The organism is Martelella mediterranea, assembly GCF_004342225.1.
GTDB lineage: Bacteria > Pseudomonadota > Alphaproteobacteria > Rhizobiales > Rhizobiaceae > Martelella > Martelella mediterranea_B.
In genome coordinates this window covers 1-18,937 of record NZ_SMAR01000049.1, presented here as the reverse complement: position 1 = coordinate 18,937, position 18,937 = coordinate 1, and the positions used below count along the sequence as shown (strand labels likewise).

General features: G+C 56.4%; 20 protein-coding genes and 1 pseudogene. 6 read left to right on the top strand and 15 right to left on the bottom strand.

The window, feature by feature from the left end:
- Positions 1–171 precede the first annotated feature (171 nt).
- The 9 genes from EDC90_RS18840 to uxuA all read right to left on the bottom strand — a co-directional run bounded on the left by EDC90_RS18840 (position 172) and on the right by uxuA (position 5,720).
- Positions 172–513, bottom strand: a complete 342-nt coding sequence (locus tag EDC90_RS18840) for an addiction module antidote protein (protein ID WP_132314087.1) — start codon at positions 511–513, stop codon at positions 172–174.
- A 4-nt stretch (positions 514–517) separates the two neighbouring features.
- Positions 518–814, bottom strand: a complete 297-nt coding sequence (locus tag EDC90_RS18835) for a type II toxin-antitoxin system RelE/ParE family toxin (RefSeq protein WP_018065843.1) — start codon at positions 812–814, stop codon at positions 518–520.
- A gap of 227 nt (positions 815–1,041) precedes the next feature.
- On the bottom strand, positions 1,042–1,215 hold the full coding sequence (locus EDC90_RS20970; RefSeq protein ID WP_165972902.1) for a hypothetical protein: 174 nt from the start codon (positions 1,213–1,215) through the stop codon (positions 1,042–1,044).
- 276 nt (positions 1,216–1,491) lie between these two features.
- Positions 1,492–2,406: a Fic/DOC family protein gene (locus EDC90_RS18830; protein ID WP_132314086.1), complete on the bottom strand. Its 915-nt coding sequence runs from the start codon at positions 2,404–2,406 to the stop codon at positions 1,492–1,494.
- Complete coding sequence (locus EDC90_RS18825) at positions 2,403–2,612, bottom strand: antitoxin VbhA family protein (RefSeq protein WP_132314085.1); 210 nt, start codon at positions 2,610–2,612, stop codon at positions 2,403–2,405. The genes EDC90_RS18830 and EDC90_RS18825 overlap by 4 nt, the downstream gene beginning before the upstream one ends.
- A 206-nt stretch (positions 2,613–2,818) precedes the next feature.
- Positions 2,819–3,250 carry a hypothetical protein gene (locus EDC90_RS18820; protein ID WP_132313747.1) on the bottom strand — a complete coding sequence of 144 codons (432 nt, stop codon included), beginning with the start codon at positions 3,248–3,250 and terminating at the stop codon, positions 2,819–2,821.
- Between the two features lie 227 nt (positions 3,251–3,477).
- Entirely contained in the window at positions 3,478–3,798 is a 321-nt protein-coding gene (locus tag EDC90_RS18815) for a DUF736 domain-containing protein (protein WP_132314084.1), read from the bottom strand.
- Positions 3,799–4,167: 369 nt separating this feature from the next.
- Complete coding sequence (locus tag EDC90_RS18810) at positions 4,168–4,374, bottom strand: DNA polymerase (RefSeq protein ID WP_245511132.1); 207 nt, start codon at positions 4,372–4,374, stop codon at positions 4,168–4,170.
- A gap of 149 nt (positions 4,375–4,523) precedes the next feature.
- Positions 4,524–5,720 (bottom strand): mannonate dehydratase, encoded by a 1,197-nt coding sequence (uxuA, locus tag EDC90_RS18805; RefSeq protein ID WP_132314082.1) that lies wholly within the window; start codon positions 5,718–5,720, stop codon positions 4,524–4,526.
- Positions 5,721–5,875: 155 nt separating this feature from the next.
- Between uxuA and EDC90_RS18800 the strand changes: the two genes are divergently transcribed.
- From EDC90_RS18800 to EDC90_RS21330, 5 genes and pseudogenes are all read left to right on the top strand, one after another.
- Positions 5,876–6,565: a GntR family transcriptional regulator gene (locus EDC90_RS18800; protein WP_132314081.1), complete on the top strand. Its 690-nt coding sequence runs from the start codon at positions 5,876–5,878 to the stop codon at positions 6,563–6,565.
- Positions 6,566–6,610: 45 nt separating this feature from the next.
- The gene (gene dctP, locus EDC90_RS18795; protein WP_132314080.1) at positions 6,611–7,594 is read left to right on the top strand and encodes a C4-dicarboxylate TRAP transporter substrate-binding protein; all 984 of its coding nucleotides are present in this window, start codon (positions 6,611–6,613) and stop codon (positions 7,592–7,594) included.
- A gap of 73 nt (positions 7,595–7,667) precedes the next feature.
- Positions 7,668–8,201, top strand: a complete 534-nt coding sequence (locus EDC90_RS18790) for a TRAP transporter small permease (RefSeq protein ID WP_132314079.1) — start codon at positions 7,668–7,670, stop codon at positions 8,199–8,201.
- Positions 8,201–9,484, top strand: a complete 1,284-nt coding sequence (locus EDC90_RS18785) for a TRAP transporter large permease (RefSeq protein ID WP_132314078.1) — start codon at positions 8,201–8,203, stop codon at positions 9,482–9,484. Before EDC90_RS18790 ends, EDC90_RS18785 begins: the two co-directional genes overlap by 1 nt.
- A 152-nt stretch (positions 9,485–9,636) precedes the next feature.
- A pseudogene (locus EDC90_RS21330) lies at positions 9,637–9,873 on the top strand (IS6 family transposase); the annotation flags it as partial.
- Between the two features lie 314 nt (positions 9,874–10,187).
- On the opposite strand, the gene EDC90_RS18775 reads toward EDC90_RS21330, so the two are convergent.
- The 6 genes from EDC90_RS18775 to EDC90_RS18750 are packed head-to-tail and all read right to left on the bottom strand — an operon-like array spanning position 10,188 to position 17,414.
- Positions 10,188–11,333 carry an ABC transporter ATP-binding protein gene (locus EDC90_RS18775; RefSeq protein ID WP_132314077.1) on the bottom strand — a complete coding sequence of 382 codons (1,146 nt, stop codon included), beginning with the start codon at positions 11,331–11,333 and terminating at the stop codon, positions 10,188–10,190.
- A gap of 23 nt (positions 11,334–11,356) precedes the next feature.
- Entirely contained in the window at positions 11,357–12,079 is a 723-nt protein-coding gene (locus EDC90_RS18770; RefSeq protein ID WP_132314076.1) for a helix-turn-helix domain-containing protein, read from the bottom strand.
- The gene (locus EDC90_RS18765) at positions 12,076–12,912 is read right to left on the bottom strand and encodes a carbohydrate ABC transporter permease (RefSeq protein ID WP_132314075.1); all 837 of its coding nucleotides are present in this window, start codon (positions 12,910–12,912) and stop codon (positions 12,076–12,078) included. Before EDC90_RS18765 ends, EDC90_RS18770 begins: the two co-directional genes overlap by 4 nt.
- A 3-nt stretch (positions 12,913–12,915) precedes the next feature.
- Positions 12,916–13,848, bottom strand: coding sequence for a carbohydrate ABC transporter permease (locus EDC90_RS18760; RefSeq protein ID WP_132314074.1), 933 nt, complete (start codon positions 13,846–13,848; stop codon positions 12,916–12,918).
- Between the two features lie 10 nt (positions 13,849–13,858).
- Positions 13,859–15,124 carry an ABC transporter substrate-binding protein gene (locus EDC90_RS18755; protein WP_132314073.1) on the bottom strand — a complete coding sequence of 422 codons (1,266 nt, stop codon included), beginning with the start codon at positions 15,122–15,124 and terminating at the stop codon, positions 13,859–13,861.
- Between the two features lie 22 nt (positions 15,125–15,146).
- Positions 15,147–17,414, bottom strand: coding sequence for an FAD-dependent oxidoreductase (locus EDC90_RS18750; protein WP_132314072.1), 2,268 nt, complete (start codon positions 17,412–17,414; stop codon positions 15,147–15,149).
- Between the two features lie 210 nt (positions 17,415–17,624).
- On the opposite strand from EDC90_RS18750, the gene EDC90_RS18740 reads away from it, so the two are divergent.
- Positions 17,625–18,727 (top strand): IS3 family transposase gene (locus tag EDC90_RS18740; RefSeq protein WP_132314070.1). Its coding sequence is split into 2 segments (ribosomal slippage): positions 17,625–17,886 and positions 17,886–18,727, totalling 1,104 coding nucleotides; the frame shifts between segments, so codons are not numbered across the junction.
- Positions 18,728–18,937 lie beyond the last annotated feature (210 nt).

Here is an 18,937-nt window from a genome sequence, read left to right as displayed (position 1 = left end):
GAAGCTCGATTGGTTCACCTCGGCCGGACAGGCCCATGACGCACTCGCCATTCTGGAGCAAAGCAAGCGCAAGCGCGGCTACCGCGACTGACGCGAGGTTGACGCACGGCGGTCACGCCATCAACAGGCATCAAACAGCCCTCCGCGCAGCAAAAGTCGGCAGCAATACACTTAGGAAGCGGCTCGATGTTCTGAAGCGCTCGAAGCTGCTTCTGCAGACAAGGCTGGAACAACCTGAATTTTAAGATCGAGCGCTTTGGCCACTTTCATCAAGGTTGCCATTGTCGGGTTCCCGTTGCCGGAAAGCGCGCGTGAAAGACCTTCCCGAGAAAGCCCGGTGTCACGCGCCAACTGGCTCATATTGCGCGCCCGCGCAATGGTTCCAAGAACGACAGCGATATATTCAGGATCGTCTCCGCCTTCTTCCATCGCAGCCTCCAGGAAGGCAGAAATGTCTTCATTGGTTTTCAGGTAATCGGCCGCATCGAAACGGCTAAAAACTTCCTTTGCCATAGTTTCAATCCTTCCACTCGTCGGCCAGCATTTTTGCGGCCTTGATGTCCTTTTTCTGCGTCGACTTGTCGCCACCGCAAAGCAAAACGATAATCAACTCGCCGCGCCTCATATAATAAACTCGATATCCCTTGCCGTAGTGAATTCGGAGCTCGGAAATCCCCGACCCCACGGGCTCCACATCACCGGGATTGCCCATTGAAAGTCGCACGAGGCGGGCGGCGACCTTTGCGGCCACAGTTCGGTCTTTCAGGCTCGAAAGCCAGCGATCAAATGTTGCCGTTTTGATTAACTCGACCATATGCCTACGATAGGTCACACCGAGCCAAATTGCAAACTATAAGTCACAGGCTGCTCATGTTGCGTGTTCATGCAGCATTGCACGATCTGTCGGTTCGATAGTTTTCCTGGCTTCAAGCTTTCTATTTTGAACTGGCGCACGGAATAGCAGCTTCAGCGCTCAAAATATTCGGCTTTTCGGGTGTCGGCCAGAGAACAGGAAGGCTGAAAGCCTTCCTGAAACTGACCTCATTCCAGGTCAGCGCTCCAGAATGCTATGTCTTGCTCAAACCGAAGCTCCTCTGCCACTGCCTGCGCCTCCAGCTTTTCAAGTTCAGCTTCAGCATCCCGCCGTTCGACCTTCAAGAAGTCGCAGTTCATAAGCTCGGCGCGAAGTTCATTGATCTGATCGATGGTCGTCATGTTTCCGTCTCCTTTTGTTGACGGAAACCGGGCACGGGTGAACGCAGGGCAGTGTCAATGATCGCGAAGCGACCGGCAGCGCCGGCGAATGGGGGAGCCGATTTAGTTGCTGCCCGCAGGGCTGCGGCAAAATTGGGGGCACCGTTCGTCATTGACGCTGACCAAGAAGCCGTACGCTATCCCGGCAGAAAAAGAAGAGAACCGCGGCCCTAAGGGCCGCGACCGAATCCGGCGTCCAGCCGGCAATCTACACCGCGAAATCACAAGGATGGGATTTTAGCCGAGACCGTGCCCACAGTCGTCGTCACGCCCCCTACCCTTCCAGGCGTTTGCGCGGGTCTTCTCTGGCGTTTCGAACACGACATGCTGCCCTTGCTCGGGCAACGGCCGTGGCAGGTCCTTTGTCTTACCGACGAGGATACTCTGCTTGTCATGCATCATGAAATCCGACCCGCCGACCCCGACCAAGACGCCATCATAGCGACGGCTAGGCTCGGTCGTTGCCATATAGCGATCTTGCCAATCAAAACCTTGCGAGGTCAGGAACTTCTGCGCCTTATCCAGCGTCTGCACACGTTCCGGATCAGAAATCTCGCGGAACATTCGCTTGAAGGCATCGACATCGCCCCGTTCATGACCGGCAATGCTGGCCTGCGCCATACGCTCGGCCGACACGACATCGAAGCTCAGTTCGTGACCGGCGTTCTTCGCCAGCGCGATCATAAACTCCCTCTGCGTCCGGCCATTTCCTTCGCGAAACGGATGAATCGAGTTGAGCCGATTGAAGTAAACTGCCGCCTGGTCGGCAAACGTCTCTCGGTCCAGACCGCGCAGGAAGTTCTGACCGCGCAGGTCGTCGGCAAATCGGTGCAGTCCGCTGGAAATGGCCGGGCCGATCGCGAATTGCTCGCCGTCGATTTTCTGCATGGTCGGCATGGTCGCGACAGTGCCATCAGAAAGCTGTACCCGCTCGTCTCGGGTACGCCCGGCCCATTCATAGACGTCCTGAAAAAGATGATGGTGAAGCGCTTTCAGATGCCGGGTATCAAAGGTCGGCTGCGGCCCGCCCCCAAGACGCAGTTCGATGAGCCGGCCCGCAACCCGTTCCGCCTCAACGGCAGAGAGCTTGGCGGGATCGGTCAAGCCATCGATGTTCTTGAGGTTACGGTTTTCGTAAGCGTAGTTCGTCATCCGTTGGCGGCGCGGAACTCTTTGAGCATCGGAACGATGTCGGTGGCCTCGATCTCGCCGCGAATGAAAGCCTCGAAAATGTGGTCGGTGGCAGGATCGCGCTTCAGGCCTTCCATGGCATTGGAATGATCGGCGCTGTTGACCAGCCGGCGTCGCTGTTCCATTTCGGCATCGGAGATGCGCGTCTTTTCAAGGGTGCTCGCCATGGTCTTTTCCTTCTTCAGATCGGTGAGGTTTTGCAGTCAGGCCGGTCTTCCTGGAATCTCTCAACCCTTGAACCGGCACGGTCCTGCTATCCACTCTCGCTCTTGGTCGACAAATCCAGCGTAGGTCTATTGACCACGCCAACTTTACCAGAACCAGAAGAATAATTCTCTTGTTTTTTATATGTTTGACCCGGTTCTCGGGTGCCTCAATCGTCTTTGCGGAGCCGTTTCGCTGGCAATGGAACGAACAGGTCATGAAACACGACCAACGCCGTATCAGGCTCGACAGCGTAGCGGCCGTTCTTCGTGACCTTATAGAACAGCCCCATTTCCTCAAGCACGACACAGTTGCGCGGGATCGTAAACCGGCTGACACCAAGACGGTCGGCAAGCATTTGGAGGGGCAGGATGCCGCCATCGAGCTGCGGATCATAGATCAGCCCGATCAGGCTCATTCGCAACATGGGCAACAGATTCACATACCGGCTTGGCCGGTTCTCGATGACACTCGCAATCTTGATTGAGTTCACGCCCACTGTACCAGGCGGAATCTGCTCCAGTACCGGTGGTCCGTCGAACCACACAAACGGGTCATGCGGTTGCGCGCCCAATCCTTTGATGATTTCGTCTCTGGTCATTCTCTCGCGACAGCTGTTCAGCGCCACATGGTGTTTTTTTGTATGTACTTCAATGCCTGTTAACCACTGTGATGCGGTGATTTGCCACCATAAGAGCAACGCGCGATCAGGCTCTATTATTAGAACACAATACTTAACTTGAGTACACGATCGAAACAAGTATGGACTATTAGGGCCATATTGCGCTGTCGAGAACCGGCGCGGCGGTATCCGCCGCGCCGAGGGGCTTAGCTCCAGGGAATGACGGTCATCAGGTCACCGTCGTCCTGGCCGGGAAATTTGCCGAGGTTTGCACGGAACGCTCGGCTCGGGGTCGCAGCAGTCAGCTGCAGATACTCTTCGCCGTTCTGGTTCGTCTGACGCCAGATGCCGCCAACCTCGATCTTTCGACCTCGCGGGGACACGCCATACAGGCGGTAGACAGGCGCTTTCGGGTTCGTGCTGTTGAGCTCTTCACCGGTGATGTCGAAGTCGAAGTCCAGTGCGGCGATGTTGCCTTCCAGAGTGCCGTTGTCGTTGAAGCGGATGAAGTTGATCAGGTCTGCCATTGGTATGTCTCCGTTGTTTGATCGAATTGACAGGGACGCCGGGAAAGACCGGAAAAGGATGACTGCACCCTTCAGGGCCGCAGCGAAGCGAAGGGCGGCGGAGAACACAAAAAGACGGAGGGTTTGCCGAAGGCGGAAACCGTCTTTTTTGGGTGGAGACGTTGCTGACAGACTCCGGGCCTTACAGTCCCATCGTCAATTGATCCCAACAACAACGGCAAGACATTCCTCCGGCATGGCAGTTTGCATCAGCTTTGCGCAAAAAATCGCCGAAACCGGAAAGAAAACAGTCCGGATGGACGACGAAGCACGGGGCGTGTCTATCAAAGCACAATCGAAAGCACTCTCTCGATGTGGGGTTCGCAGCGATCATCGAAAGTCGCGCGGCTTCACCTTGATCTCATCAATATGCCCATACGGGTCGAACAGATCGCGCGGCTTCGGCATCCCGCGCGGATCAGGCGCCGGCGATCCATGATGAAACTCGTCGCCCCGGCCGTGTGGAAGCGGAAAGGCTGTATACCGGCTGCCGACGCTTGCGAGCTCCGCCGACAGATCGACAAGCTCACGCGCCACGATATGGACAACCTCGCCCTCTCGCTGGACTCGCCTCGCCCTTTGACGCCGAGCATGCCTGCCCCGGAGGCAGAGACGATTTTCTCGGCATGTGACGGGAATTGCACACGGTCATGGCCGGGTACAGGCAGACTGCTTCACGGACAATGTCAGCGATCAAGTGCGGCAATGATGCCACGCAGTTCGGCAAGCCCCTTGAGGCGGCCGATCGCCGGATAACCGGGCTGAGCCTGCCGCGACTGGTCATCGAGGATATCGAGACCGTGATCCGGCCGGAAGGGTATACTCCAGTCAGAACGGCCTGTGCCTTTGCGCCGTTTTTCCTCATTCAAAGCCGCTGCAACAAGTGCGACCATATCGGTATCACCGGCAAGATGAGCGGATTCATAAAACGAGCCACGGATATCACCTGTCTCGCGTTTCACATTGCGCAGATGCAGAAAATGCACCCGATCCCCAAGCCGTTCCATCATGCCTGGTAGATCATTGTCCGGCCGCGCACCCAACGATCCCGAACATAGTGTTATCCCGTTTGCTGGGGTAGCAACAGCGTCCATGATTGCCCTGTAATCGGCTTCCGTCGACATGACCCGCGGCAGGCCGAGAAGGCCAAACGGCGGATCATCCGGATGGCAGCACAACCTGAGCCCCAGCGTTTCAGCCACCGGTGCGATCTCTTCGAGAAATGCAATGAAGTTCGCCCGCAAGCCATCGGCGGAAATGATCGCATACTCCGACAGGTGATGGCGGACATCATCCAGTGTAAAGCTTTCGGCCGCACCCGGCAGACCAAAAACAATGTTTTTGGTCAATTCACTCTGGCTGTTCTCGTCCATTCCGGCATACCGCTTCAGGGCTTCTTCCCGTATGCCTTCCGGAAAGTCTTCCGCCGCTCCCCGGCGCTTCAGAATGTGAATATCGAAAGCGGCAAAGTCAGCATAATCGAAGCGCATACAGGTGGCTCCGGATGACAGTCGATACTTAAGATCAGTGCGTGTCCAATCGAGAACCGGCATGAAATTATAGCAGATTACCGAAATTCCGGCTTCAGCAAGGTTTTTCATGCTTATCTTGTAATTTTCGATGTGAGCGCGCCAGTCTCCCTTCTGCTTTTTGATGTCCTCGGAAACCGGCAGGCTTTCGACAACCTCCCATTTCAGGTTTGAGGGCGTTCCATCGCTTTTTACAGACAGTTCACACACGCGTCTGGCAATTTCGTCGGGCGTCCAGACAGCACCGGTTGGCAGATGATGGAGTGCTGTGACCACCCCTTCAACATCCGCCTGAAGCATGTCGTCGACCGACACGCGGTCCAAAGGTCCAAACCAACGCCAGGTTTGCCGCATTTTCCTCTCCCTAAAGCTATGCATCTGATTTCCGGACAACAATACCGGTGCCTGCACAGCCGACAATCATCCTGGGATCGAGTAATAGCATCGAAGTTTAATGTTGACTAGTATGGAAGTATGGTTCATCGTGTTTTCTATTGGGAGGTCACATCATGCTGCCAGAAACACTGGAGGCCACTATTCAGCCAGATGCACCGGTAGGGGCACAGCTGCATGCCATTCTGCGAGACTTGGTTCTCCACAACAGGATGTCGCCGGGTACGCGCCTCTCAGAATCGGAAATCGCTGCGCGGTTTTCGGTCAGCCGCCAGCCGGTGCGCGAGGCTTTCATCAAGCTTTCCGAAGAAGGACTTCTGGAAATTCGCCCGCAGCGTGGCACCTTTGTTCGCAGGATTTCTCAGGCCGCCGTTATGGATGCCCGGTTCGTCCGTGAGGCCATCGAAGCCGATATCGTGAAGCTTCTGGCACGCAAGCCCGATCCCGGTCTCATCACCGAGCTGCGGATGCAGCTGGACGAGCAGTTTGAGGCTGCCCGTATTGATGCCAGTCGCTTTATCAAGCTCGACGAATTGTTTCACAAAACGCTCGCCGATGCCGCGGGCAAAGGCAGAGCCTGGGCTCTCATCGAGGACCTGAAGCTTCAGATGGACCGTGTCCGCTATCTCAGCCTTCTGCGGTTTCCGATGATCAAGCTCACAGCTCAGCATGAAGCAATCGTCGATGCGATTGCGGCAGGAGATCAACAAACAGCCGAGCAGGCTGCCCGCGGGCATTTGCGCGAAATTTTGAGCGATTTGCCCGCAATCTTTGAAGAGAAACCGGAGTTTTTCGAAACCCCCTGAAACTCAAGCTTATGATCGTGTTCAAAGTCTAAATGGGAGGACAAGATGAACCACTTTACGAAGCTTTCAGCTTTGGTCGCAGCCGGTGTCGCTGCCAGCCTGATGGCAAGCTCTGCCTTTGCGGCCGATTACACGCTGAACGTCAATACGGCGCTTGCGACCAATGATCCGCTTTACAAAGGACTCGAAGCCTTTCGCGACAACGTCGCCAAATCATCGGATGGTCAGCTTGAAGTCCGTCTTTTCCCGAATTCACAGCTTGGCCCGGATGAAGATGTGCTGGAACAGGCTCGTGCAGGTGCACCGGTTGCCGTCGTTGTAGACGGCGGGCGACTGGCTGTCTTTGTCGATGAATTCGGTGTTCTCGGTGCACCCTATCTCGCCAACGGTTATGAGGGTATTCGCAAGGTGGTAACCTCTGATCTGTTCGATGAATGGGCGGAAAAGCTGCATGATGAAGCCGGGCTCGATGTTCTGAGTTTCAATTGGTGGCAGGGTGAGCGTCATCTCCTGACCAACAAGGAAATCAATGGGCCTGAAGATCTCTCCGGCATTCGGATGCGCACACCGGGCGCGCCGGTCTGGACCGGAACGATTGAGGCAATGGGTGCCACACCAACCCCCTTGCCATGGGGTGAAGTCTATTCAGGCCTTTCCTCAAAGGTGATTGATGGTGCAGAAGCCCAGCTTCCCGCTGTTGTCGGCGCTAAACTTGATGAGGTGATCACCTACGTCACCAAAACCGGTCATATCAACCTGATCACTGGTCTGATCACCTCGGCCGCCTGGGTTGATTCCCTGCCGGAAGACCTGCAGACGATTCTGCATGAAGAGGCTCTGAAAGCCGGCGATATTGCTTCCTACGGCACTCGGGATGCGCTGGAAAGCCTTGAGGTTCAGTTGGAAGAAAACGGTGTAATGGTCGAAGAGATCGATATCACACCGTTCAAGAAAGCCACTGCCGTCGTTTATGACGAGCTTGGCTACGGTGATCTGCGCGACAAGCTTCAGGCCATTGCCAACGATTAAGGCATCGCGACCACTGGGCAGGTCGCGTGACAGTCGCGGCCTGCTTGTTTTCAACACATTCGGAGGGGCGCCAATGCCCGGTTTCCTCGCCAGGATTGAGTTCGTCGCGGGTGCCATCCTGCTCGCAGTGATCACATGTCTCGTTTTCATCGCGGCCACGATGCGCTTCTTTGGCTACCCGCTTATATGGTCGGTCGATCTCGCACAGCTTCTGTTTATCTGGCTTTGCTTCATCGGCGCTTCCCGCGCCATGCGCGAGCGTGGCCATTTGGGCGTCGATTTTCTGGTGCGCAGTATGCCGCACCGCTATCGCTTGACGCTGGAAACAGCGCTCGCGGCGATCTTCGTTACCTTCCTGATGCTACTGGCGGTCGAAGGCTATGATCTGACAATGATGAATCGCGAACGTCAGTTCGGCGATTCCGGCCTTTCCTACGCCTATGTGACAATTGCCGTTCCGGTCGGCTGCATCATGTTATCGATTGCTATTCTCGGAAATCTTTATCAGTCATGGCGGCATGTGCGCGAGGAGCGTTACCTCGTCTTCGTGCGCAAGGATCAGCCAGAACTTTCAGCCGGAGAAACCGGCGAGCCGGAGCAGATATAATGGCGCTGATCGGTATCATTTTCTTTGCGCTGATGCTGGTCGGCGCACCGATTGCATTTGCAATCGGGATTTCAGGCTTCACCTTTTTTCTCACATCGGATGTCATGCCGGTCTCTATCGGCGTTCAGAAAATCGCGACCGTTTCGCAGAGTTTTCCGCTTCTGGCCGTGCCCTTTTTCGTGCTCGCCGGCCACCTGATGAATGAAAGCGGCATCACAGATCGTCTTTTCACATTCTCGAAAGTTGCTGTCGGCTGGATGGCGGGTGGTCTTGCTCAGGTTTCAATCATTCTTTCAACGCTGATGGGCGGTGTATCCGGTTCCGCCGTAGCCGATGCCGCCATGGAAGCAAGAGTGCTTGGCCCACAGATGATCTCCAATGGCTATTCCAAGGGGTACTCGGCCGCCGTCATCGCACTTTCATCATTGATAACATCGACCATTCCGCCGTCAATCGGCCTTATCCTTTATGGGTATGTCGGACAGGTTTCCATCGGGCGACTGTTCATGGCCGGTATCATACCCGGTATGCTCATGATGCTTTTTCTGATGGTGGCTGCATGGCTGATCGCTCGCAAACGCGGCTACGTCATGACCGATATGCGCAAGCCAACCGCCGCCGAGTTCGGACGTGCTGCCTGGGGTGCGAAATGGGCTTTGCTGTTTCCGGTGCTTCTGATCGGCACGATACGCGGTGGTCTGTTTACACCGTCGGAAGTCGGTGCTTTTGCGGTCGTCTATGCCATTGTCATCGGCAAGGTCGCACATGGCGACATGACATTTGAGGCGATCAAACGCGCCTTCGCACATGCACTTTCGGACATTGGCTTGATCATGCTGATCATTTTGATGTCAGGCATGATCGGCTTTGCCATCATTTTCCTGCAGGTGCCGCAGGACGTGGCCCACTTTATGCTGCAAAGCCTTTCCAATCCGATCCTGATTGTCGCAGTGATCCTGGTCAGCCTTTTTATTGCCGGCCTGTTTTTCGAAAGCACTATTCTGGTTCTGCTGCTGACACCTATTCTGGTGCCTGTTGTTACAAAGGCTGGTGTCGATCCTGTGCATTTCGGTATTCTGATGATGACCATCGTGACCTTCGGCTCGATGACACCACCTGTCGGCGTGGCTATGTTTACGGTCTGCAGTCTGCTTGATACCAAGGTCGAGGAATATGTGAAAGAAGCCTTGCCATTCATTGGAGCCATCCTCGCCTTGATCGCATTGCTGCTGTTCGTGCCGGAGATTGTCCTTTTCCTGCCAAATTTGACTTATGGTGGGTAAAACGCTGTCATAGGGGTGACCGCAATCCCGGTCGAAGGTGGAGCCAGAACAATCGGAAGCCCGCACTGGTTTTCAGCGCGGGCTTCCCCGTGTCGGCTTGTTAGGCACTGTAAAGTTAACCGGCGGTCCATCGAAATGTGGGGTCTGACGGTATGACCAGCTCTGTCCGTGATCCCGTCTGTCGTCGCCACCGATTTCCAGATGAGGTGATTGCTCACGCCGTCTGGCTGTACTTCCGGTTTCCGCTCAGTCTACGCATGGTTGAAGTTCTGCTGGCGGCGCGTGGGATGATCGTCTCGCATCAAACAGTGCGCCTTTGGGCGGCGAAATTCGGTCGACACTTTGCCAATGAAATCCGGCGACGCTCAGCCGGGAAGCTCGGCGTCAAAATCCTCGCGCGATGCTCAAGCATCGCGTCTCACGGTACTTTCCTACTCGGACGACCATTCCAGCGCGCATCATATGAGTTCTAATCATTGACTCTTGGTATGACGCCTTCCACAAACGGGATGCCGCCACAGCGCGTCGGGTCGCGGAACAACATGTCAAGGCAACGCTTCATGACGTGCTTTCCGCCTTTGAAAAGCTTCAGAAAGACCGCCAACGAAAGTGAGATTCCGCTAGCCCAGCAGCCACACGAGATTGTATGGGCCTTGGCCGGGACTGATCTACACTCACAACCCAAGGCATTTGCGCACAGAGATTAGCTGGCAGGCACGACGGTCGCAGCTGAGTTGCCACCACCGGCCGACGGATCTGTGTCCAGCTGAAGAATGACCGCTCTGCCCTTGTCATCGAAGAGATGCAAGCGGTCCCGATCGAAGCTGAAAAGCTCATCCTTACCGCGCTGAATCCGCATGTCGCCATCGCCTTCGACAATTAGCTGGCATCCGTCATATTCACCATAGACATAGGTGGTACCGCCGAGTTCCTCCACGACATCGCAATGCAGAATAACCTCGAAATCGCCACCCTTTCCAACGATGAAATGCTCAGGGCGAATGCCAAGCTCCAGCATTTCGCCGCTTGCGGGCAGCCGGCCGAGGGCGGAGAGCGATATGTCCTGACCATCCGGCAACGTGATTGTGAAGTTGCCACTTGCGACCGACTTTACACGCACAGGCAGGAAATTCATCTTTGGCGAGCCGATGAAGCCGGCAACAAAACGGTTTTCCGGCCGGTGATAAAGCGTAAGCGGGGTGCCAACTTGCTCGACCGCGCCATCACGCAGGACAACGATCGTGTCGGCCATGGTCATGGCTTCGACCTGATCGTGGGTGACATAGATCATCGTGTTGCCGAGCCGTTCATGCAGCCTGGTGATCTCGATGCGCATCTGTACCCGCAACTCGGCATCGAGATTGGAAAGCGGTTCGTCAAACAGGAACACCTTGGGCTGGCGCACAATGGTGCGGCCGATGGCAACACGCTGGCGCTGGCCGCCGGAAAGCTGGCGCGGTTTGCGGTCCAGCAGCTCGCCGAGCTTGAGGATTTCAGCCGCTTCGCTGACGCGCGCCGCAATCACCTCCTTCGGTTCGCCGGCAACCTCCAGGCCGAAACTCATGTTTTCCCGCACCGTCATATGCGGATAAAGCGCGTAGGACTGGAACACCATGCCAATTCCACGCGCACTCGCTTTCGCTTCTGTCACGCATTTGCCGCCAATGTAGACATCACCTTCGGTGACCTCCTCCAGCCCGGCAATCATTCGCAAGAGCGTCGATTTCCCGCAGCCGGAGGGGCCGACAAAAACGACGAAGGAACCGCTTTCAATATCGAGATCAACACCGTGGATGGTTTCCAGTTCCCCGAAGCGCTTGACCACGCGATCGAGTTTCACATCGGCCATGATTTTCCTCCCGGTTCTGCCTTTCAGGCGTAGCTTTCAATTTCGCGGATCAGCGTCTTCAATTCGCCGACATAGCTCTCAAGGGCGCTGTCTTCGACAGCGATATCGGTAAAAGCAATGCCGGCTTTTGCGCCGCCAACCGAAAAGGTGGCGGCGATATTGTTGATGCGGCCAGCCGCATCGCGCTGACAGGCATAGCCGTTGCGCCTTATGGCGGCGATAGTGTCGGCAAGGCCCGCTCTTGCGTCCTCCGACCAGTCGGCGGTGCAGAGCGCCAGCGCGTCGTCATCCATCTCGGCCAGAAGCGCCTTGCCGATCGAAGATTGCGAGGCGTGGTAGAGATGATAGCCACCAAGGCCTTCGGCCGGGTTCTGATGGGCAAGTGCGTGATACATATAGACCACCGCGTCCTTCCACAGAATGCCGATCGCCAGCGTCCGGTCATCGTATGCATGGCCGATCGCCACATGGGTCGCAGCGCGAAACAACGCGGAGGAATGAAAGCTCTGCGCCGCCAGAACATGCACCACGGGGCCTGGCAGATATTTCTTCTGCTGGTTCTGCTCGGCCATGCCGATGGCTTTCAGCGTCCTGAGCAGCCGGTTCACCTTGATCATGTTGATGCCCAGCCGCTCGGCAAGTTCCTTGGTGCCAAGCGGATGATCGCTGGTCGTCAGTTCCTGAAAACAGCGGATACCATCGACGAGGCTCTGGTTGGGCTGGGATGTCTGGGGTTTGTCGCTCATTTCACCGCTCCCGAGGTCACGCCGCCAATGAATTGCTTCTGCAGCATGGAAAAGACAAGGATAACCGGCGCGGCGACGATAAATGAGGCCGCCATGGCCCCGCCCCAATCGGCATTGTTTTCGTTGATATAGCGTAACAGAAGGCCGGGACCGACGGTGCGCTTGTCATCAGAGGTGATCAGCGTCATCGAATAGAGCAGATCATTCCACGACCACATGAAAGCATAGAGCGCAACGGTGATGAAGGCCGGCAGCGAGATCGGCATGACGATGCGCCGGAAGATTTTCATATTGCTAGCGCCATCCACTTTGGCCGCCTCAATCAGCTCGTTCGGCACCTGCTTGAAATAGCTGTACATCATATAGGTCGAGACCGGCAGCGCGAAGACGATATAGGAAACCGTCAGTCCGATACGGGTGTCGAGCAGGCCAACCGATTGCAACATCGGGTAGATGCTGATCAGCAGAACGCCAAAGGGAAACATCTGCGCCGACAGGATGAGCAGCATCAGTGGACGTTTCACCGGATAGTCGAATTTGGCGAAGCTGTAGCCGGCCAGCGCTGCCAGAACCGCGTTCAAAAGCGCCGAAGCGGTAGACGTGACAAGGCTATTGCCAAGCTGCAGGATCAACGGACCCTGCGTGATGGCATTGATGAAATGGCCGAGATAAGGCCGGTGTGGCACGAAGGTCGGATCTGAAAGATAGAGCTCGGCGTTAGCCTTGAAGGCGCTCGACAGCGCCCAGTAAACAGGGAAGAATAGAAAGAAGGCGATGATGGCGAGAAGGACGATAAAGCCGGTCTTTTCCCGCCAGGTGCGCAGTTCAAGCATGGCTCAATCCTCCCTGAACAGGCTTCTGAGATAGAAGATGACGATCGGCATCAGCGTGAAGACCCAAAGCACGCCGATGGCAGACGCCATGCCGAGATTCCAGTTCTGGAAGGCCTGTTTGTAGACTTCGATCGACAAAACCGAGGTTGCCCGCACCGGTCCGCCGCCGGTCAGCGCAAAAATGATGTCGAACTGCTGCAGATTGCCGATCATGCCCAGCGCACCGGTGACGAGGAAGACGGGTTTGAGATGTGGCAGGATCAGGCGCCGCACAATCTTCAGATTGCCGGCGCCATCGATGCGCGCCGCCTCGATCTGCTGGAAATCCATGCTTTGTAGTCCTGCAAGGAAGAAAGACATGAACAGCGGGATGGAAATCCAGGTCCGTGTCAGAATGACGGCCATCATCGCCCCGACATCGTTGGAGAGAAACTGTACTGGCGCGTTGACCACCCCGATATCCATCAACAGCACATTGACGATGCCGTAGCGTCCGTTCAGCATCCAGGCCCAGATAAAGGCGCTGACCGTTGATGGCAGAATCCACGGCAGCAGCGTCATAGTGCGGAAGACGGCGCGGCCGCGGAAATCCTGATACATGAGCAACGCCCAGGAGAGACCGAGAAACATGGTCAGAAGCGTTGTGCCGGCAACAAAGATGGCCGTCGTCACCCATGACCCGAGCACGTAAGGATCGGTCAGGATGGTCCTGAAGTTCTCGAAGCCGATGAAGATCGGCTCCGTGTCGTAGATCGTGTATTGGTAGAAGGCCATGGACATGGCATCCACGAAGGGCCAAGCCACCATGACCAGAAACGCAATCATCGCCGGGGCGAGGATCAGATAGGCGAAACGCCTGTCTGAACGTTTCAGATAGCCGGGCTTGCGCCGGGCCGGGTTTTTCGTCCCCAGCTGGTGCGTGGTCGCCATGTCCATGTCACCGTCCTCAGTTCATCAATTTTTCGATACGGCTCTGCATATCGGCCGCAGCCGCTGCCGCCTCTTTCTTGCCCAGCACGGCGGATTGAACCTCCTCCGAAACAATGGCGACATAGTTGGCGCTGTCCTTGAGAGAAGCGAGTTCGTTGAGCTTCGGCATGCCAAGCGAGGCATTCCAGTCGACGATATACTGGTCGGAGGTGACGATGTCGCTCGCCCGTGCCGACTTGGTGACCGGGATTGCGCCCAGTTTCTGGAAGTATTCCAGCTGAATCTCATCATTCATTGTCAGGCCCGAAATCAGCTTTGCAGAGGGGCTCTCGGCGGAAAGGGTGCCGTCCACCAAGCCCTCATCCGTCTTGCGCATCACCAGAAGGTGCCCCCATTCCATGGAGTGCGGGGTCATGCCAGCCTCGGCCACCGGCATGGGGATCGGATAGACATATTCTACGAAGGATTCGCCCTCGCCGGAAAAGTCTTCGGCAAAACCCTTGGCGACCGGCGCATCGAAATAATAGGCACTCTCGCCTTGTCCGAACATGCGCCGTGCAGCCCCGCGATCAACATCAAGAGCGGAAAGTCCGCGATCGACCAGATCCTTCATGAAGTCCAGGGTCTGGACCGTGGCTTCAGAATTGACGACCGGCTGGCCGTTTTCGTCGAAGATCGAGCCGCCAAAGGCCCAGAGCCAAAGCTGGAAATCGCTTGACACCAGATCGTCACCCTTGGTCATCATCGCATAAGGTGTGCTGTTCGGGTGGGCCTCCTTGACCTTTTCAAGATCGGCGACGAAGTCGTCGATCGTCGCCGGCGGCTCGTTAACCCCGGCCGACTCCAGCACCTTTCGGTTGGAGACGAGGCTGATCGAGCCGATATTCCAAGGCATACCAACCTGCTTGCCTTTGACCTGACCCGCGGCCAGCACTTCCGGCGGGAACATTGCCGCAAGTTTCTCCTCGCCGTAGAGTTCGTTGAAATCGACCACGTCGGGCATCTGGGCAAAGGTCGGCAGCCAGCGTTCCTGTGCCTGGTAGACATCAAGCGGCTGGCCGGTCCGGATCCTCAAGAAGACCGTCTTCTGCATATCCCCCCAGGCGCTCGACAGCACATCAACCGGTACGCCGGTTTCTTCGATCAGCTGGGTCATGACCGGCGCATTGCTGGGCTCGGCCGTGATCCAGTTCAGGAATGTCACCTTGCCATCGGCGGCATGAGCGCCAAACGCACTCACCGACAGCGCCAGCGCTGCAACGCCCGCTTTGAAAACCATCATCGTTTCTCCTCCAGTTATCGGTTTATTCTACACGCAGTCCAAGCAGTGACACGGCGTGGCCCTGTCTGTTGGCCAGCCGCAGGCTCAGGCTGTCGATCTGTCTTTCCTCCGAAAGATCGACAGCAAGGACGGGATTGCGATTGTCTCGGATCTCGGCCACGACGCGGCCATTGACGCTGATCGTGGCGTCATGGACAAGAAGCGGCATAACGCGGTCATGGTGGCGGTATTGCACGCTTTCCAGCGGATGATCGTAATCGCAATCAAGATAGAGAATGAGTTTTCGGGCGAGGATCGGCGTCTCGAAGCCGAGTTTCACTTCGGGCGCCGTGTCCGCACGATCGGCCATCCAGGCATTGGGGGCGGAGGTCGGTCTGAGTGGCCCGGATGTCAGATTGGCCGCATCGAAGACATGCAGGGGATGATCCGCGTCAAAGGCGATATTAGCGCCCCCGGGCCGGCGCTCGGGCACCCAGAAATCGAAGCTGTCGACGCCAAGTTCGCTTGGCGCTTCCTGTCGAGCCGTGGTCGAAACCTTGTCGAGGCCGCCTTTCTTGACCGCGACAAGACCGGTGATGCACTCACTCGAAAGCCCGATCTCGACATCCGGGTTTTCCATAAAGCAGACAAATACATATTGTGCCTGTGCAAGTTTCGGTAGCGGGATCGCGACGGTCTGTTCGCCAGCATCAAGCGGCAGCGAAACCGCGCTGACCAGTGTCTCCGGCGTATGGTTTTCAGGCTTCTCGGCAATCTTCAGTTCAACGTTGAGCTCCGTCGACCGCGCTGCGCGCACCGGTACATGGATCACATTGTCAATGTCGGTGCGTCCCGGCAAAAGCTCGGCATAACTGGCCGTCAGTTGTTTGTAGCCACGATCATGGGCGAGACCGGAGAGTGCGAGGCTCGAGGACACGGTGATTTTGGCGGCATGCGCCAGATTACCGTCCACCAAGGCATCGTAACGGGGCACGTAGTGACCGGCCCGTGACAAACTGAGTTTCAAGGTGGGAAGATATTCCGGCTTCGCCACATCGCGCGGCAAAACGCCAGCCTTGACGCAAAGGGCTGCAGCCGTGCCGATCGCCTGGCCAACGGTCGACGACGTCGCCATCACCCGCGACGAGCCGAAGGCGACATGAGAGGCGGACAGGAGCCTGCCATTGGTAAAGAGATTTTCGATATTGCGGCTGTACATGCAGCGGAAGGGAATGCCGTAGACACCCTTGGCATGAAACTGATTGCAACCATCGGCGTCGCCATAGACGCCGTCGGCAGGATGCAGGTCGATCGACCAGCCGCCATGGCAGACATCGTCTTCATGGACGATCTGTCGGACAATATCCTGTTGCCTGAGAATATAGTCGCCTTCTGCGCGCCGGCTTTCGCGCTTGCCGGGAATGGTGCCGATCCATTCGAGCGCCAGATTAGCGGCTTCGGGAAATTCGCCGGAATTCTTGATGTAATTCCAGACGCCATAGACGATCTTCTGCAGCTCGACCTTGATCTCTTCCGACTGATGGATCGTGTCCAGTCTGCCGCCCCATTCGATCCACCACAGCGAACACCCCTGCTCGGTGGTGCGGAACCGGCGGTAGCGCGGAATGAGACTTGGCACGTCCTTCAGCGCAAAATCGGGCGCGACATAATCGACGGGATGGCCAACATCCTTGGTGTAGAAATACATCGAATGACCGAGCAACTCGCCGTAATTATTGCCCGGCGCCATGGGCTCATCGAACTCCTCGGCCTTTTCCGCGCCCATGCGATAGGCAGCACCCGACATGTGAACGAGAATGCCGTCCCCGCTGGAATCAGCGAAAAAGGCGCCTGAAAGCCTGTACATGGTGCTGTTCTGTGAGTTGAAGGCATGGATCTCGCGGACACGATTATCCGTTGTTACCGCATGAAAGACCTGGGTATTGACCAGGACGGTCAGGTTCTGCTCCCGGCTCACCCAATCCTGCACGATGCTGTCGAAGATGACGGGATTGCCGCCCGGATTGCGGAACTGGTTTTCCAGCAGCAGCTCATTGATGATTCCGCCTTCACGGGCAAAGCGATTGTTGTTGCCGCCATGGGAGGTGGCGCCCAGGATCCAGAGACGAACCTCGCTTGAGGCGTTGCCGCCCAGAACCGGCCGGTCCTGCACCAATGCGACCTTCAAGCCCTCCCGCGCCGCCGCGATTGCGGCACACACACCGGAAAGACCGCCTCCCACAACGACCAGATCCGCCTCGATTTCAACGGTCTTCAGGTCACGCGGAGCGCTGGCACCCTCAACAATCATGCATTCCTCCAATTTCAATAATAGAAATATCTATAATTGAAATGATGATGTCAAGTCTGAATCAATGTATGCTACGGATGCCGCCGTGCAGCCCTTGCTTATATCCGAGCTGTCCCGCTGCTGCTCTGCTGCTCTGCCCCCTGAAAACTGGACCGTTTGATGATGGAGTTTTCCGCGGTATTTTCCCGGCTGGGAGAAGGAGTGGAAGAGATGAAGGCATCGAAGTTTTCGGACGCCCAGAAGGCGTTTATTCTGAAGCAGGGCGATGACGGTGTGCCTGTGGCGGAGATCTGCCGCAAGGCGGGGATCAGCCAGGCAACCTATTTCAACTGGAAGAAAAAATACGCAGGTCTTCTGCCTGACGAGATGCGCCGACTGAAGGCTTTGGAAGATGAGAATGCGAAACTGAAACGGATCGTGGCGGATCTGACGCTGGACCGCGAGATGCTTCAGGACGTCATCCGCCGAAAGCTCTGAGGCCTGCCCGAACGCGCAAGCTTGTGGATGGGATGCTGGTGGACTGGGGGGTGTCGATCAGGCGGGCCTGCAAGGTTCTGACGTTCGATACCTCGACCTACCATTACAAGTCCCGCCGCATCGGTCAGGCCGCTCTTGAAAGACGGATCAAGGAGATATGCGAGACACGCGTGCGGTTTGGCTATCGCCGTGTTCACGTGCTCCTTCGACGAGAAGGCTGGATGGTCAATATCAAGAAGACCCGCAGGATTTACAAGGCGTTAGGGCTGCAGCTCAGGAACAAGCACCCGAAACGCCGGGTGAAGGCAAAGCTGCGGGAGGATCGTCAGGAAGCCATTGGGCCGAATGATATCTGGGCTATGGACTTTGTTCACGACCAACTCGCGGCAGGCAAGAAGCTGCGGATCCTGACCATTGTGGATATCCATTCGCGCTTCAGCCCGGCAACTGACCCGCGCTTTAGCTATCGCGGTGAGGATGTCGTGCAAACGCTGGAACGGATTTGCAGGAAAGGCGGCTATCCGAAGACGATACGGGTCGACAATGGCAGCGAATTTATCTCCCGCGATCTCGATCTCTGGGCCTATGTGAACAAGGTTACGCTGGACTTCTCGCGGCCTGGTAAGCCGACCGATAATGGCTTTATCGAAGCCTTTAACAGCAAGCTGCGTTCGGAATGCCTGAACGCGAACTGGTTCATGACCCTTGCGGATGCGTGCGAAAAGTTGGAGGATTGGCGTAGATACTACAATGAGGATCGTCCTCATTCAGCGATCGGATACAATGTCCCGATCGCGTTGCATAATCCCGGTGGCGCTGCCAGCCCGCCACCGTGATCAGAGCCGGAAAAATCCAACATCCGGCGGTCCAACAAATGGGCGCACTGCACAAACCCGCAGACTCTCGAATTGAACGAGGGACGCAAGGGGTGCAGGTCAATGCCAGTCCGTTTATAGCGCGACAATCTGTCTGAGACGCCGGCGACAATCTGTCTGAGATTCTATGTCGCGTCATTTGTGATGTTATCATCCTGATTGCCGCTGGCA